Here is a 14,357-nt window from a genome sequence, read left to right as displayed (position 1 = left end):
TAAAAGATGATTAATATATCTGCCGACCTCAAGCTTAGTACTAAAAAAGCCGAAAAGCAGTTACAGGCGATCGCATCAGGAGTCAAGCCTGTTGCTGTTCCTGTTAGTTTCTCGACCAAAGAAATTGACGCCAAAATTACCCAACTAAAGAAAGTTAACTTTGGCTGGAATGTTAAGCCTGTTGTTGAGACAAGATATGTTGACAAGCTTGAATTGCAGCTTGAGCGCATTATGGAGCGATCGCGCTTCGCTGTTTTGCCCCAGGTTGATTTTAAGGAAGCAAATCAACTAGAGGCTCAAGTTGATGAGATCCGAGAAAAGGCTAGGTTTAAAGTTGTTCCTGATGTTGGCTTTGTTGACGTTGATAGGCTCTCGCGGCAAATTGAAGAGATTAGGGCGCGATCGCAGTTTCGGATCGATCCTGAAGTTACTTTTGGCGGGATTAATAGGCTAGATAGCATCGTTTCTCGACTAAAGTCTGGCAAGTTTCAATACCAGATGGATGTTGATTCGGGGCGGGGTGGCAATGCGGTCAAGAAAGACCTGGTGCGAGAAGCTAGGAAACAAAGCGCAAGCCTAAAGCAAGTAGTCAAGGGGCAGCGCCAGACCCAAAAGACAATTCGCCAAGAATCTCCGGTTAGCCTTGGCAACACCATTAAGGGCGCGGTTATCGATGCTGGGTTGAGGGCGGCTAAAAATGTTGCAGTTACAGAGTTTGGGTTCGACCCCAAGATAATCGAGAGGACTCTTAAATCTATCCTGCCCTCGACAAACTTGATCATTACAGACTTAAAAAGCTTTGCGGGGAAGCTAAATGAAGCTAGCGGCGGGACGCAAAAGGTTTCCAAGTTGGTGAATAGCTTACTCGTGGGGATTGCCGATGCTTCTGCCGGTGCCGATAGCATTGAGCAAATTGGCACTCGCTTTAAAGAGTCGGCAACCAAAAGCTTTGGAGTTTTTCGCGACGAAGTTGCCCTGACAGCTCAAAAGATGTCTTCGCTTAAGGACGTTATCAAGGTTTTGGGGTTAAGTGGTGATCAGTATCTAGCAACCCTTTTGCAGACCCAGACTGTTGGCTCAGCAGCTCGCGGGGTGAGCAGAGCTTTAGATAAACCACTGGGGGAAAGAAAAGACCGAATTCAAGACGAAAGACTGGGGGCAGTTTTAACTAGGGCCGAGGAATTGGCTGCTCAAAAAACTAAGCAAGCGCCCAATAGAGTTAAAAATATTGCATCTCAATACAAAAATGTTTTAGGGGCTGTTGATGATTCTCTTGAAGAGCTTTTGATTGTAGTTGGCGGCTATGCTGATACTGCCAACTCTGGAGTTTTAAGGGCAATCGAAATTAATAAGCAACTTGAACAAGTTGGGAAGTTTGGCAAGAGAAAAGCGGTTGGGCTGCAAAATCCTGATATCTACAAGGGAGGTTTACCTAAAAACTTGGCTGTACCTGCGGCTATATTGCGCCCCAATGTTCGAGGGTTTTCCCGTGACGCCGAAGAAATTTCAGCTCAAGCGATCGCAGCTCTAGAAAAGAATCCTACGATTAAAGTCAAGCTTATTGCTGAATCTGGCGGGGGCTTTGCTGCTGAGGAAGCTGTTCAAATTCTCAACAAGCTAGGGTATGGCGATCGCGTTCAGGGAGCAGGTTTTGGGACTCCTAGTTTCAAGGGTAAAGCGTCGCGATCGTCAAACTATGAAGCTTTTTTGGGAGTTAATGACGCTGAAAAATTGGGTCGTGAAGTTGCTCAGCTCTACTCTAAGCTAGGATTCGTAGCTCCAGAGGCTACGAGGAGGAACCCCAAGGTTTCCCAAAGCATGAAAGGGCTTACGGGTCATGATTTAGGCCATTATTTTAAGACTGCTGAATTCCGTGATTTTGCCCTAGGAGAAGGCGATGGGATGAAGCAGGTTAGGGTCACTCAGAAAAAAATCAAAGAGATTGCCAATGACTCTATTAAGCTGGCAATGGAAGGGGCTTCGCGTCAGGTAATCGAAGGGCTGAAGCAGTTTGAACAAAGAACTCGCATCACAGGGAAAGCGGCAGAATCCTTTGTGGCACTGCGACAAGATATTGAGAAGTTTGAGAGAGAATTAAACCAGGGCATTCCAGGTGAGCTTAGGCAATATCAGCAGCTAATCAATAATGTTCGCAAAGGAGTTGATGAGGCGGAATTTGAAGGGGATGCTGCTTTCTTCAAAAAACTAGAATCAGATTTGCCGAAGGTAAAGATAGTTCTTAAGAAGCTGGGGTTGAACGCTTCAAACGTAACTCAGGGGATGATCAAGGAGGTTGAGAAAAATCTTGCCCAACTAAAATCGCAACTCCCTAAGACAAAATCCCCAGAACTACTAAAGGCCGGATACATTCGCAGGAAAACTGATGCGCTCCTTAATACCCTTGCCGACGCTAAGCCTCAAGATGCGATTGACACGATCACCGCTATTGAGCCTGAGATTAAAAAATATTTGTCTCAGGTTCGGGAACTAAAAGATGATTCTGCTGACAAAAAGCGCATTCAAGCAGGACTTGAAAGTCAGCTCAAGGCAATCAAGACGGCAAGAAAGTTAGCCTTACTCTCGGTTGAGTTTGATTTCAAAGAGCTTGTTGCTGACCCCAAGAAATATATTGCCCTACTTAAAGATGCTTCTATTGCAAAAACCAAAGAGTCTATTCAGAGTAATTCCCTAAAATTTGCCAATCAGGTTCAAGCAAAAGCAAAAGGGGCTATTGATGGCACGATCGCGACGGTACGCGATCGCATTTTTGAAGCTTTAAATATTATTGAAGGAAAGGCTATATCTGGAGGAACTAGTTCTGGAGCCCTAAAGCCTTCGTCTTCGGCTATTACAAAAGTTGGAGGGGCTGGTCAAGCCGTTCTTTATCGTGCGATCGCGGATATAGTAGCAACTGGAAAGGGTAGCTATCAAGCATTAGAAACCATTGAGAAAGGGCTTTTTGAATTAGTCCCCTTACTTAAAGTTGGCAAAGGTGCTGTCCAAACAGCTGCTCCCGTTATTGGCGGGGTCGCGATCGCATCTCAAGTTCCAGAGCTTGCCGCCCTAGCCAAGATGAGCGCCCATGAAATTGCTGTGGTTATCGAGCCTTTAATTACGGCATTGAGAGCCTCTAGCGCTGGTGCTTTAGGGAATTTGGCGGGGAATATCCCAGGGGTTGGCTTTGCTTCAAAAGCAGCTATTCAGATGTTGCTTAATAACAATGTCTTGACTCCCCAAATTGCTCAAGGGGCAGGGTTCTTGACAGCCTATGGGGCTCTGGGGGGCGGGGCTGGAGCTCTAGCGAGAACCGGAACAAAACTTGCTGCTAAGAAAACGTTTCAAGCTCTTCCCCAAGGATTACAGGAGCAGATGTCTCCTGAGGCGATTGTTGCTTTTGACAGTCTGGTGAAGCAACGCCAAGGGGAAATTAAAAGCTTAGCATCGGGGCTAAATAAGCAAATAGCAGCCTTAAAAGCCAGCTCCACTGAAGGTTCAGCTCAGAAGTTGTTAACTGGGTATCAACAGTTAACCACAGAAATCAAAGAGCTTGAAGCTGCGACCAAGGCCAATGATGCTCTAGCCCTCAAGAGTACTCGCGATCGCGTCAAAGAATTAAAAGGCGTGCAAAAGGCGATCGCTAAATCAATCCAAAAGGCTCAGCCTAAGTTACAGGTTATCGCTTCAAATGCCATTGATAGCATCTTTAGCGTTAAGGTTACTCCTCTAGCTGAAGGGGATGTTAGTCAAGCAACTCTCAAGTCCGCGATCGCAGAATACAAAAATAAAGTTATTGCTTATCGTCGGCAGATTGAGAAGAAAATTCTTTCAGGGAAGGTGACTCCTGAAGAGCTTAAGGCAGGGGAAGAGCTAGCGAAGCGAGGCCAGGCTTTAGCTACTACCCTAAAAGGGCAGAGAGGGTTCGGCAAAGAGGCGCGATCGCTATCGGGAGCTAGTGGAACTCTGGGGCGAAAAGTTGCAGGACTGAGGAATGAGTCGGTTGCAGTAGGGGAGGAAGTGGTCAATGGGATACTCGAAGGAAGCAATCAGAAACTAGTTCAGGTTTTTGCTCAAGGTAAGGTTCTGGGGAAAAACTTGCTTGCTGGGTTCAAAAAGGAATTAAAGATTAAGTCGCCTTCTGGTGAGTTTAGGGATCAGATGAGCGAGGTTGCAGCTGGTACTGAGCAGGGGGTGAGCCGCGAACTCAACAGAGTCGCAAACCAAGGCCGAAGGATTGGGCAGGCGATCGCGCAAGGGGCCCGTCAAGGGATGTCCAACGTTAATTTCACTGATACGGGTTTTGAGCAAGCTCGTCGCCTCTCCCAGGAAGCTTTTCTTTATAGCAAGCAAGTCAAAAATCGGGCGACTGTTGTTGATGCTGGAATATCAGGGAATGAGAAAAAGCTTAAGTTATTAATTCGTTATGAAAAAGAGCTAAAACTTTTGGCTCGCAGCGCTTCGGAAGCTTCAAGGGAGCGGATTAATCTTGTGGCCGAAAGAATTAGGCAGCAGAAAGCGGCGGCTAAAGGACGTATTAAGGAACTAAAAGAGGAGCAAAAGAGGGGCAAGTCTCGAATTCGCGAGCTTCATTCTCTAATTGTTCTTAACCAACGACTCCAGCAGGCGATCGCGGCTCAAGATCCCCAGAAAGTGCAGCAACTTTCTCAATCTATTAACGTTTTGATGAATCGCTTGAACGCTAGGCCATCAAACAACCTAAGTCGAGGATTGGGGGGGATTGAAAGAAGGCTTGAGTCGATTCGTCGAATAGCAGGGAGGACATTTAAGGCGATCGTTGGTTTCGCTACCTTAAGCCTTTCCTCTAATTTGCGATTTGGCTTACAAAGAATAGCTCGTGAGGCGGTGCGTACCCAAGTTCGCTTTGAGCAACTGGAGACCTCGATTAACTTTATTACTGGTTCCGCTGCTGAGGGGACCAAAGCGCTTAATTTCGCCAGAAAAGAAGCCCAACGATTAAGAGTTAATCTTGACACTGCCTTAAGAGGATTTAGTTTGCTATCGGCTGCGGCTAAAGATTCCCCCCTGGAAAAAGACACTCAAAAAATGTTCCGAGTGATCAATCAAGTCGCTCGGGTTTATGGTTTGTCAGCTCAGCACCTTGAAGGGATTTATCGAGCTTTGCAGCAGTCAATTTCTGGCGGTACTCTACAACTTGAAGAGATTCGACAGCTTGGGGAGTCGGGAGGTATTCCTGGGGTGTTCCGGATTATTGCCGATGCGATCGGGGTTAGTCAAAAAGAGCTTAAGAAGTTGGTCAGCTCAGGCCAAGTGTTCACTGAGGATGTCCTACCCGATATCATTGATCAATTGGATCGGGTCACTCGTGGTGGGGTGGCCGCAGCGACTCAAACTGCGGGGGCGGCTCTACAGGGGCTCCAAACCCAATGGGTGGAGTTTCAAGTTGCGGTGGGCAAGGAGATTAAGCCGGTTTCCGTTGCTGGATTTAATTTCTTGGCAGATGCGATCGCTCTTGTTCGGAAGAATTTGGGGCTCGTCGGGCCCGTGTTTAAGGCTTTCACTGCTTTTATCATTACTCTGTTTTTGCCTAGTCTCTTGTCTCTTGGGAAATTGATCAAGGGTTTTGTGGTCAAAGCTTTTAACGCTCTGCTTAAAAGTAGCGTTGCCAATACGGCGGGGTTGACGGCTATGGGCAAAGCCGCCCGACTAACTGCGGCTGCTTTAAAGACCCTGATTATTCTTGAAGGGATTTCTCAGTTGATCGGATTGATGGTTAAGTTAAAAAATACCAATATAGACACTAAAAACTCAGTCGAACAAATAAAAGAAGCTTATCGAGATCTCAAAGAGTTTCAAGCGGCGGAACTTGCCGATCAAGGTCAACCAACTCAATTGCTAGATGCCGAGATAGTCAAAGAAAATGTCGCAAAAATCAAAGGTGAGCTTAGCTTGGCGCAAAAGGTTCTTGATGGGTTTATAAATTTTTCAAATAATGCTCCAATAACAAAACTCATTGGGTTTGAGCTCAACACCTTCGATGAAGCAACAATTGAGGATCAAAGAACGAAGTTTTTAGAAGCTGTTTCTTTTGCTAAAGATGGTGAGTTTGCCCGTTTGAAGTTTCAAGTAGAGGTAGGGCTTGACGAAATTGAGACGGACAAACTTAAAAAAAGTCGGGATGGTCTAGAATTAGCGATCGCGGGACTAGAAAAAATAGATGTTACCGAAGTGGCAGACTTAAAACTCAAAAGAAGGGTTTTGTCCGACCAAAAAGAAGTACTTGAAGAATACAACCGAGAATTAAGTGTTCGCAAAGATAGAACTCTCACTCTGACCAAAATCGATCTAGCTCGTAAGAAAATTGTTGATGCCGCTTCGGAGGAAGAAAAACAAGCTTTAAACGAGATTGATCGGCGCATTCTGGCTTCGGGGGACTTAAAACAAAAGACTGAAGCGGAAAAGCTAAAAATCGCTAAAACCCGTATTGATAAAGAATTAAAAGCCGAGAGAAAAGCTCTTAAAGACTTGCTATCCTTGCAAAAAGAAAAAGGAACAGATGAGGCGACTGGCTTGCCTCTTGGGTTGAATGATAAGCAAAGAAAAGAATATGTCAAGCGGCGCGATCGCCTTCGAGAACTAGAAAGAGAATCAGTAGAAAATTCAGTTGCGATCGCCCAAAAAGAACAAGAAGAGAAATTAGCAATTTATGATGATTATCTCAAAAAACTAAATGAGAAGGTTGAAGAATCAACTAGCCTTGTCTCGCTAGGAGAAAAAGAGCGACTACTTGAAATCCAAAAGCTTGTTAACGATGGACTGGTCACAACCCAACAAGCCGAAAATCTCAAAGGAAAGGCTACCAGCGATCGCATAAAAGGGGAACTGGAGGCCGAGAAAGAAAAACTCGAAGAACTTGAGTCAACTCTCGAAGAAGAAAAAGAATTAAGGGATGAGCAAGTAGATGACATAAAAGATGCGAGGAATAAGGTTCTAGACTTGACTCTGCAAAATCTTCAACAGGAACAGCAAGCTGAAGAGCGGGCTATCAATGCGATGACCAACGCTCGTAACAAATACTACTCTGGGGTAGAAGCCTCTCTTGGACGGATTGAACAGTTACGGCAACAAGAAGCTCAGCTAGAAAGCGATCGCGCGTCAATTCTTCAACAAGAGGCTGACCTTGAACTTCAAGGTTTAAATAGGGCTGTTGAGATCAGGAAACAGTTGAGCAGCGATGATGTCACACCTAACCAAAGACGAGATTTGCTGCGGGAACTGAATAGGTTGGGGATTAAAGGACGGACTGATGAGTTGTCCTTGCTGAAGAAGATCCGCGATCGCGAGCAGGAACTTGCAAAGATTAAGCGTGAAACTCTCGACAAGCAGCAAGCAAGAGAGCGTGAGTCCTTGGAAATTGAAGAAAGGAAGCTGGAAATAGCTGCAATAAGGGGCAAGCTAGAAGCCGACAAAGGGTTGATTGAAGCTGAAAAAGAAGTTGCTAGTACAGAAACTGCGATCGCGGAAGCTGAGACCGATGATGAACTGAGGCAAGCAACAGAATTAAATAAGCTTGCTAATAAGTCTTTAGACCTAGCCAAAGAGGAAGTCGATCTTGCGGATCAACAGCTAGACAAGCTGGACGAAATCATCCAGAAAAAACGAGATAATTTAAAGTTAAGCCAAGACACGACCAGAAAAGAACAAGGTTTCACCCAGGATCAAGAAAAGTCTCAAGGTGAGCAAAGACGTACAGGGACTAGGGCCGAACAAAGGAAAAGAGAAGGTCGAGTAGGCGATCGGGATTTGACCATTCAAGAGCGAGTGGATCGGCGAATTGAAAGGGAGAAGGCGGAGAATGAAGAGCTTACAGACGATGAGGTCAGGGAGCTTGAAGATAGATATCGAAGAGAGGAAAGGACGCGAAATAGATCGCTTTCTCGCTCTTCTGGTACTGGCAGATTCAAGACTGTTACTCCTCGCGGAGAAATCAAAATTCCCACTATCCCAAGTACTCGGACTGTTCCCAGAGGTTTGGACTCTGTCAAATCTCAAGGAAGTAACTTGATATTGAGCGCCTTGAGGGACATTAATAACAAGATTGGTAAAGCAAAAACAGTGGTTAATCAAACCAACAATAATCAATTCGTAAATAAGTTTGAGAGTCCTGATGATGAGCGGGTCTTGCGGAAGGTGCGGAGCGATATGCTAGAGGTAGTTAGAGGGGTTGAGATTTAAGCATAATGCCTGCGAACAATTGTGTAGAACCTTTCATTTTTAACTGATACTGTTTCTTTGCAAAAATCGCAGGTGATTTTGTTTTTCTCAAGTCCAACAGAAAGATCATGATCGCAATAGGGGCATTTCCCTTTCAATGTATAGTCGCTGGGCTCTGGTTTACTCACTCCACTGGCAATTGAGAGTTCTCGCAACCCCATCATTGGAAACCCTAAAACCGAAACTAGCAATATCAATGGAGACAAGATCCAGCCAATGATAGGAATAATTAAAATAAACAACCCAAGAATAACTCCTGCGACAGGCAAGATTACAAGGCCAAGGATAGCCCCTTCGATACTCCCAGTAGTTAGCTCCTTTTTCGGTGCTGTTATCCTGGGTTTGAGCTGCTTTTGCTGAGCAGGGATTGCCTTTTCGTAGAGAATTTCTCCAGTCCATCCGCAGCTTGCACAGGCTTGGCGCTGGGTGGAGTTAACCGCAGGAGCTATCTTTTTTCCGCAGCTTGGGCAAAATCTTATGTTCATTAAAGTTGCTCCTTTAATCGAAAGCTTATATCCCCCGATCTTCGCGCAAGTACTTTTTATTGACGGTGATTTCGATCACTTGGAAAATCAAAGTGTCATTTTGACCCTTTGATCGCAAAGACGTTGGGAGCATCACGATTCGCCCAGTAGCAATTGCCTTTTCGATTCGACGATCGCAATCACTGCATTCACCGCTTCGGGCAAATTTTCTTCTGGAACATATTTTGCAGGAGCGGTGCGAGGAATCGTCCCAATTAATCCTTGTTCTCCAGCCTCCTCTAAAATACGCTCTACATGCCCACCACTCTTGAGGCTATAGCCACGTGTCTTGTTGAGGTAGCTGGCAATTTGCTTTAGAGTTTGCCCTGCATATTTTAAGTTGTGGCGTTCATCTATCACTTCGATAGTAGGCTTTTCAACCTCCACTACTTGATCAACACAACCTCTCAATGCCAAAACAGTTTCTTTGCCGTGCATTACTAACATTGCCTGATCAAGTTCTTTTGACTCTTTTGTGTATTTAGCTGTTTCCTTTTTAAGCTTTTCTAGTTCAATCATCTTGTCAATCGGATCTATGTCTATTGAAGTAGATCCAGTCTCTATTAAATTGAAAATATGAGCATCGCACCAAACAGAAAAATCGGAAGATATCCATTGAGCCAAGCGAATGCTAATGAGTTTGTGACCCCATGTTTGAGCGCCATTAATAACCTCTATTATCTGAGCTACGGGAATTCCCGTAGCTACTGAAAGCGAATCTAGGTAGGCTTTTGTGGACTTTAAGCGAAGAAAGTCATTAAGTTTTTTGTTATTGGCAACACACATCTGCGTGAGGTTAATATAGCTGTCTTCACGTTTTTGAATTAACTTGCCTTGATAATCAAAGTTGATAAAATTCATATGGTCTACATCTCATATATGTGGACTGCGCTGATATCGCCTCGTTCCTAGCGAGGCTTTGCGCTTTTAATTATTTTATCAGTACTCAAAACAAATTTTTTAGATCTCTGAACAAAAAGGGCGCACAAAACCTGCAAGCTGTTATTAACAGATTAAGCATTATCCCAAAAAGGAATATGCAAAATTTGCTATTAATGAAAGCGCGATCGCAACCACTCCTCCACCGATCCATTTAAGCCCACCAAGCAACGATTCTATTTTTTTCGTAGTTTGCTTAACTTCCGACAGATCCTCTTCTATCTTGTTTAGCCTATTTTCTACAACAGCAATTCTCTCCCCATTACTGGTGACTTTATTGAGCAGCGCTTGCTCCCACTGTGCAGTCGAGTTAGTCATCTTGGTATTACTCTTCTTCTCTTTCCACAATTAAATCGTCTACAGTTATGAGGCTACCGCTCCATTTAGAGCAAAGACGAGCTAAAACTTTCAAGCTTGAAAGATCGCACTTCTCAAGCCGACCATCCTTGGCTCTCGTAAGGGTGTATCTATGTAGTTTTTCTCCAATCTCCTCAACTTGCTTGTGGGCAGCATACACAGAAAGATCCTTCCCGCTCTCGTCTTTTGGCCACCATTTAGCAATATCTAAATAAGTTTGCCTTGCCATCAATGTTGTTGTCATATTTTTACCTCTCTATCTTTACCTTTTGCTGGCATTACATCCAGCCTATCAGATAAAATGCTAAAACGCCATCTTGACAGTATGACAGCTGACTGACATACTGGACTAAAGAGACAAAACAAAAGCGATCGCCTTCCGTCCAAAGATTGCGATCACTCTATCAATTCATCTAAATATATCATGGCACAACAACTACTCGAACCTCAAGCGCCTTCATTAAACTTTGATGCTCTAGCATTTGAAATTAAGCATTACGAAGACTATCAAAGACTAAACACTCCCTACTACGAAATCTTGAGCGATTACGACTATAACGACGGAATCAACAAATTTACCCTTCTCGCCGATTGTTTCGTTGCAGGGCAATACTATCGCGACCCCTGGGGCTCCGATTGGGTTGGCAAATCTTTCTGTAACGGCAATACCGAAGAGGTTCTTTTCTCCACTAGAGATTTAGCTGTTGCTTATTTGAAACGCCAGTACGCAGCATCTTGTTAATTATTTAGCTCGCGATCGTGGCGGGCATTTTTATTATTTATCTTTTGGAGAAAAGACCATGAAAACACAGCAAGAAAATGTATTGGCGTTAAATTACAGATTGAGATCAAAGCTTAAAATGATTCAAAAATCGCTTGCTCTTGATGAATTCGAGATTGAAGGATTCGAGGACCATTACGGGGTTGAGATTCAAGAGGTACTAGATATTAATAGACAGATATTCAATGTTTATTTAGAAGAAAAAGTCAAGTAAGAAGCATAGATGTTTTTTGTATAAAGCAAGAAACATTGTGTTCAGCTTGCCAGTAAAATATTTATAACTTCCTACTCCCTACTTCCTACTCCCTACTTCCTACTCCCTACTTTAAAGCCATGCCAATTGCCCCAGGAAAAACCTACGTCGAAGAGACGATCGCAAAAGAAGCAAGCTGCGTCCTGAACTTAGTTGAGGTCACAGAGCCCGATCGCCCACCCAGCTACAAATATTGGGTTCGCTCTTATTTAGAGAATCGAACTTTAATCGGCGAATCAATGGCCGACAAAGAAAAAGCGATCGCACAAGGCAGACAAGCCTTTAAACAAGTAGTTGCCGACGCTAAACATATAGAGGAGATCTTGAAAGTAGGAAGTAGAGAGTAGAAAGTAGAAAGTTTTAACGACTTCCTACTTACTACTTCCTACTTACTACTTCCTACTTACTACTTACTACTTTAAACCCGTCACCGACCCACCGTTAATTGCTCCGCAATTTAACGGGGGCTTGAAAAAGTCCGCAAGGTGACCAGCTTACTGAAAACTTCAGTAAACGTTATTTAACTTATGACACCTTAAGGTACGTGCCAGCTTTAAGCTCTGTCGTTTAATTTTAAACAGGACTAAACGGGTTAATCCAGTGAATTAGACCGAACAAAGTTAGATAACCAAGCGAGGCAAACATTACCCCTAACGGGAGACTTAAAATGCAAAATTATGTTTTTGTTCTAGATACAGTTAAAAACCCGTTAAACCCTGTTCATCCTGGGCAGGCAAGACGATTATTAACAGAGGGGAAGGCTGCTGTATTTCGGCGTTATCCTTTCACTATTATTCTCAAGGAGGAAGCAAAAGAAACTCAGAAGAATGTCAAATTAAAGCTTGACCCAGGTTCTCAAAAAACTGGAATTGCGTTGTTGCAAAACAATCGGGTTATTTGGGGAGCGGAATTACAGCATAGAGGACAACATATCAAGGATAAATTAACCTCAAGGCGACAATTAAGAAAAGGAAGGCGAGGACGTAAAACCCGTTATCGTCAACCAAGATTTCTTAACAGAACTCGCCCCAAAGGTTGGCTCCCCCCAAGCCTCCAGCATCGAGTAGATACTACTTTAACTTGGGTTAAAAGATTAATAAGATATTGCCCTGTAGATTCAATTTCTGTTGAGTTGGTTAAATTTGACTTACAAAAACAGGAGAACCCTGAGATTAGTGGAGTTGAGTATCAACACGGAACTCTTTACGGTTGGGAGGTTCGAGAGTACCTGCTAAATAAGTTTAATCGTACCTGTCAATATTGTGGGGCACAAAATGTTCCTTTTGAGGTTGACCATATCAAAGCCCGCTCAAAAGGTGGCTCTGATCGAGTCTCCAATTTAACTTTAGCTTGTCATGACTGTAATCAATCTAAGGGGAACCAAGATATCAAGGACTTTCTAAAAGAGAAGCCTGACTTGATTAACCGTATTTTAAAGCAAGCAAAGACTCCTTTAAAGGATGCTGCCGCTGTTAATTCTACCCGTTGGAAATTATTTAATTCGCTCAAAGAATTTGGATTCCCAGTAGAGACAGGGAGTGGAGGATTGACTAAGTTTAATCGCAAACAATTAAAAGTTCCCAAGACTCATTGGCAAGATGCTGCTTGTGTAGGTCAACTTTCTAAGGATCTAATCTTTAAAACTAATCAACCCTTGTTGATTAAGGCAACAGGTCACGGAACAAGGCAACGATGCCGTCCTAACAAGTTTGGATTCCCCAAAAGCCATGCTTCTAAAGCTAAATTCTTTCGAGGATTTCAAACAGGAGATTTGGTATCGGCATCTATCCTTAAAGGTAAATTTACAGGTCAATATCTAGGCAGAATTGCTATTAGATTTCGTCCTAGTTTTGTTCTTCAGTTACCTGATAAGAAGTTTGATGTTCATCCAAAATACTTAACTCATGTCCATAAAAACGACGGATACAATTATGTTTACTAAAAAAAGGGATTCGCTACGCTCAGGTTATTTGTTGACCTCCATTCCCCTCCCGCTAAGCCTGTCGGCTTTAACGGGAGTCCCCTGGAGATTAGATGATGGTAGCTCAACTTAAAATCGTGCCATCCTTGCCTAAACTTAAGATCGATCCTGAGTTTCAGCGACTACTGCCACCTCTGACCCCCGAAGCGCGATCGCAGCTCAAGGAAAACCTTCTTACAGGTGACATCACTCCAGAAATAATTGTCTGGAAAGATCAAGACATTATTATTGATGGTCATCACCGCTACGAAATTTGCCAACAGGAAGACATCGAATTTAATGTTCTCCGGCTAAAGTTTAGCGATCGCTCATCAGTCAAAAAATGGATGATCAAAAACCAGCTTGGTCGTCGCAACTTGCCACCAAATCTAGTTTCTTACTTTCGAGGCTTGATTTATAACGAACAAAAAGGCGGGGACGATCAACAGGTAAAGGGACAAAATGTCCCCTTAACACCTACAAGAGCTAAAACTAACACAGCCGAAAAACTAGCTGCTGAGCATGGGGTAAGTGCCAAAACAATCAAGCGTGACGGTAAATACGCCGAATCCGTAAATGCGATCGCGGATAAGGCAGGGATCGCACCATCTGCGGTTACAAAAAACTTAACGAAAAAAGAGGTAATAGAACTTGAAAGTCAGCTACCAGATCTCCATCCCTACGAGGCGCGAACCAAAGCGTCTAGGATTGAACTACGAGACAAAAAGCGGAAAAATCCGGCCGTCGGAAGCTTGGCGATGGTCAAGAAAGATTCGGAGCATCCAGCGCTTGTTGGACACAAAGGCTCTCACGTCCGCATCACAGAAGCTGGAGAATTTGGAGCGACTATACAACGTGGCGAACAAATAATCCCTGACATCAGTTATCAGTTTTTGTTGCCTGTAGAAAATAAGGTTTACCTAAAAATAGACCCTATTCTCTGCGCTGAGCTTTTGACAAAATATAGCTGTCTTTCTGATGGAGTAGAAGATTTAATTAAACAATGGAGTAAGAAAAATGAAGACATTGTCAACTCAAAAAACCCCTAATTTCTCGCCGCATTGCACCGATCGCCGATTTGCAACAGAAAGACTAATTTGGGGGCAAAGAAAAGAGGGTGATCATGGAGTTTATAGCGATCGCCTGAGTCAGTGGGACTACGAAAAAGACAAACTTGCTCGGTCAAAAGCCTCGAAGAAATTCCCATACGGATCCCCTGCTTGGTCGCAAGAGTTTTTAAGACAATATTTTGACGATCGCTCCATTGAACTAACGGCTATCTATTCTTGCTTC

The 14,357-nt window shown here is 43.7% G+C and carries 11 protein-coding genes; 6 read left to right on the top strand and 5 right to left on the bottom strand.

The genetic code is table 11. From position 1 onward, the window contains the following. The first annotated feature begins 6 nt into the window (after positions 1–6). Positions 7–8,211: a tape measure protein gene (locus XEN7305_RS22015; RefSeq protein ID WP_006511738.1), complete on the top strand. Its 8,205-nt coding sequence runs from the start codon at positions 7–9 to the stop codon at positions 8,209–8,211. On the opposite strand, the gene XEN7305_RS22010 is transcribed toward XEN7305_RS22015, so the two are convergent. From XEN7305_RS22010 to XEN7305_RS21995, 4 genes are all read right to left on the bottom strand, one after another. Continuing rightward, positions 8,208–8,735, bottom strand: a complete 528-nt coding sequence (locus XEN7305_RS22010) for a hypothetical protein (RefSeq protein WP_006511737.1) — start codon at positions 8,733–8,735, stop codon at positions 8,208–8,210. The genes XEN7305_RS22015 and XEN7305_RS22010 overlap by 4 nt on opposite strands. Before the next feature lie 132 nt (positions 8,736–8,867). Continuing rightward, on the bottom strand, positions 8,868–9,635 hold the full coding sequence (locus XEN7305_RS22005) for a KilA-N domain-containing protein (RefSeq protein ID WP_006511736.1): 768 nt from the start codon (positions 9,633–9,635) through the stop codon (positions 8,868–8,870). A 159-nt stretch (positions 9,636–9,794) separates the two neighbouring features. Next, positions 9,795–10,031, bottom strand: coding sequence for a hypothetical protein (locus XEN7305_RS22000; RefSeq protein WP_006511735.1), 237 nt, complete (start codon positions 10,029–10,031; stop codon positions 9,795–9,797). A 7-nt stretch (positions 10,032–10,038) separates the two neighbouring features. Next, the gene (locus XEN7305_RS21995) at positions 10,039–10,314 is read right to left on the bottom strand and encodes a hypothetical protein (protein WP_006511734.1); all 276 of its coding nucleotides are present in this window, start codon (positions 10,312–10,314) and stop codon (positions 10,039–10,041) included. A gap of 180 nt (positions 10,315–10,494) precedes the next feature. Between XEN7305_RS21995 and XEN7305_RS21990 the strand changes: the two genes are divergently transcribed. From XEN7305_RS21990 to XEN7305_RS21970, 5 genes are all read left to right on the top strand, one after another. Next, positions 10,495–10,812 (top strand): hypothetical protein, encoded by a 318-nt coding sequence (locus tag XEN7305_RS21990; protein WP_006511733.1) that lies wholly within the window; start codon positions 10,495–10,497, stop codon positions 10,810–10,812. A 58-nt stretch (positions 10,813–10,870) separates the two neighbouring features. After that, positions 10,871–11,065 carry a hypothetical protein gene (locus XEN7305_RS21985; protein WP_006511732.1) on the top strand — a complete coding sequence of 65 codons (195 nt, stop codon included), beginning with the start codon at positions 10,871–10,873 and terminating at the stop codon, positions 11,063–11,065. Between the two features lie 119 nt (positions 11,066–11,184). Next, a complete protein-coding gene (locus XEN7305_RS21980) occupies positions 11,185–11,451 on the top strand; it encodes a hypothetical protein (RefSeq protein WP_006511731.1) in 267 nt (88 codons plus the stop codon). A 320-nt stretch (positions 11,452–11,771) separates the two neighbouring features. Further along, positions 11,772–13,046: an RNA-guided endonuclease IscB gene (iscB, locus tag XEN7305_RS21975; protein WP_006511730.1), complete on the top strand. Its 1,275-nt coding sequence runs from the start codon at positions 11,772–11,774 to the stop codon at positions 13,044–13,046. Between the two features lie 92 nt (positions 13,047–13,138). Then, positions 13,139–14,113, top strand: a complete 975-nt coding sequence (locus XEN7305_RS21970) for a hypothetical protein (protein WP_040899135.1) — start codon at positions 13,139–13,141, stop codon at positions 14,111–14,113. On the opposite strand, the gene XEN7305_RS29185 is transcribed toward XEN7305_RS21970, so the two are convergent. Next, positions 14,110–14,271, bottom strand: coding sequence for a hypothetical protein (locus XEN7305_RS29185; protein ID WP_158500432.1), 162 nt, complete (start codon positions 14,269–14,271; stop codon positions 14,110–14,112). The genes XEN7305_RS21970 and XEN7305_RS29185 overlap by 4 nt on opposite strands. Between the last annotated feature and the right edge of the window lie 86 nt (positions 14,272–14,357).

Origin of the sequence: Xenococcus sp. PCC 7305 (assembly GCF_000332055.1) — a bacterium.
GTDB lineage: Bacteria > Cyanobacteriota > Cyanobacteriia > Cyanobacteriales > Xenococcaceae > Xenococcus.
Note: the sequence above shows the minus strand (reverse complement) of the source record. Positions and strands in the feature narration are given on the sequence as shown.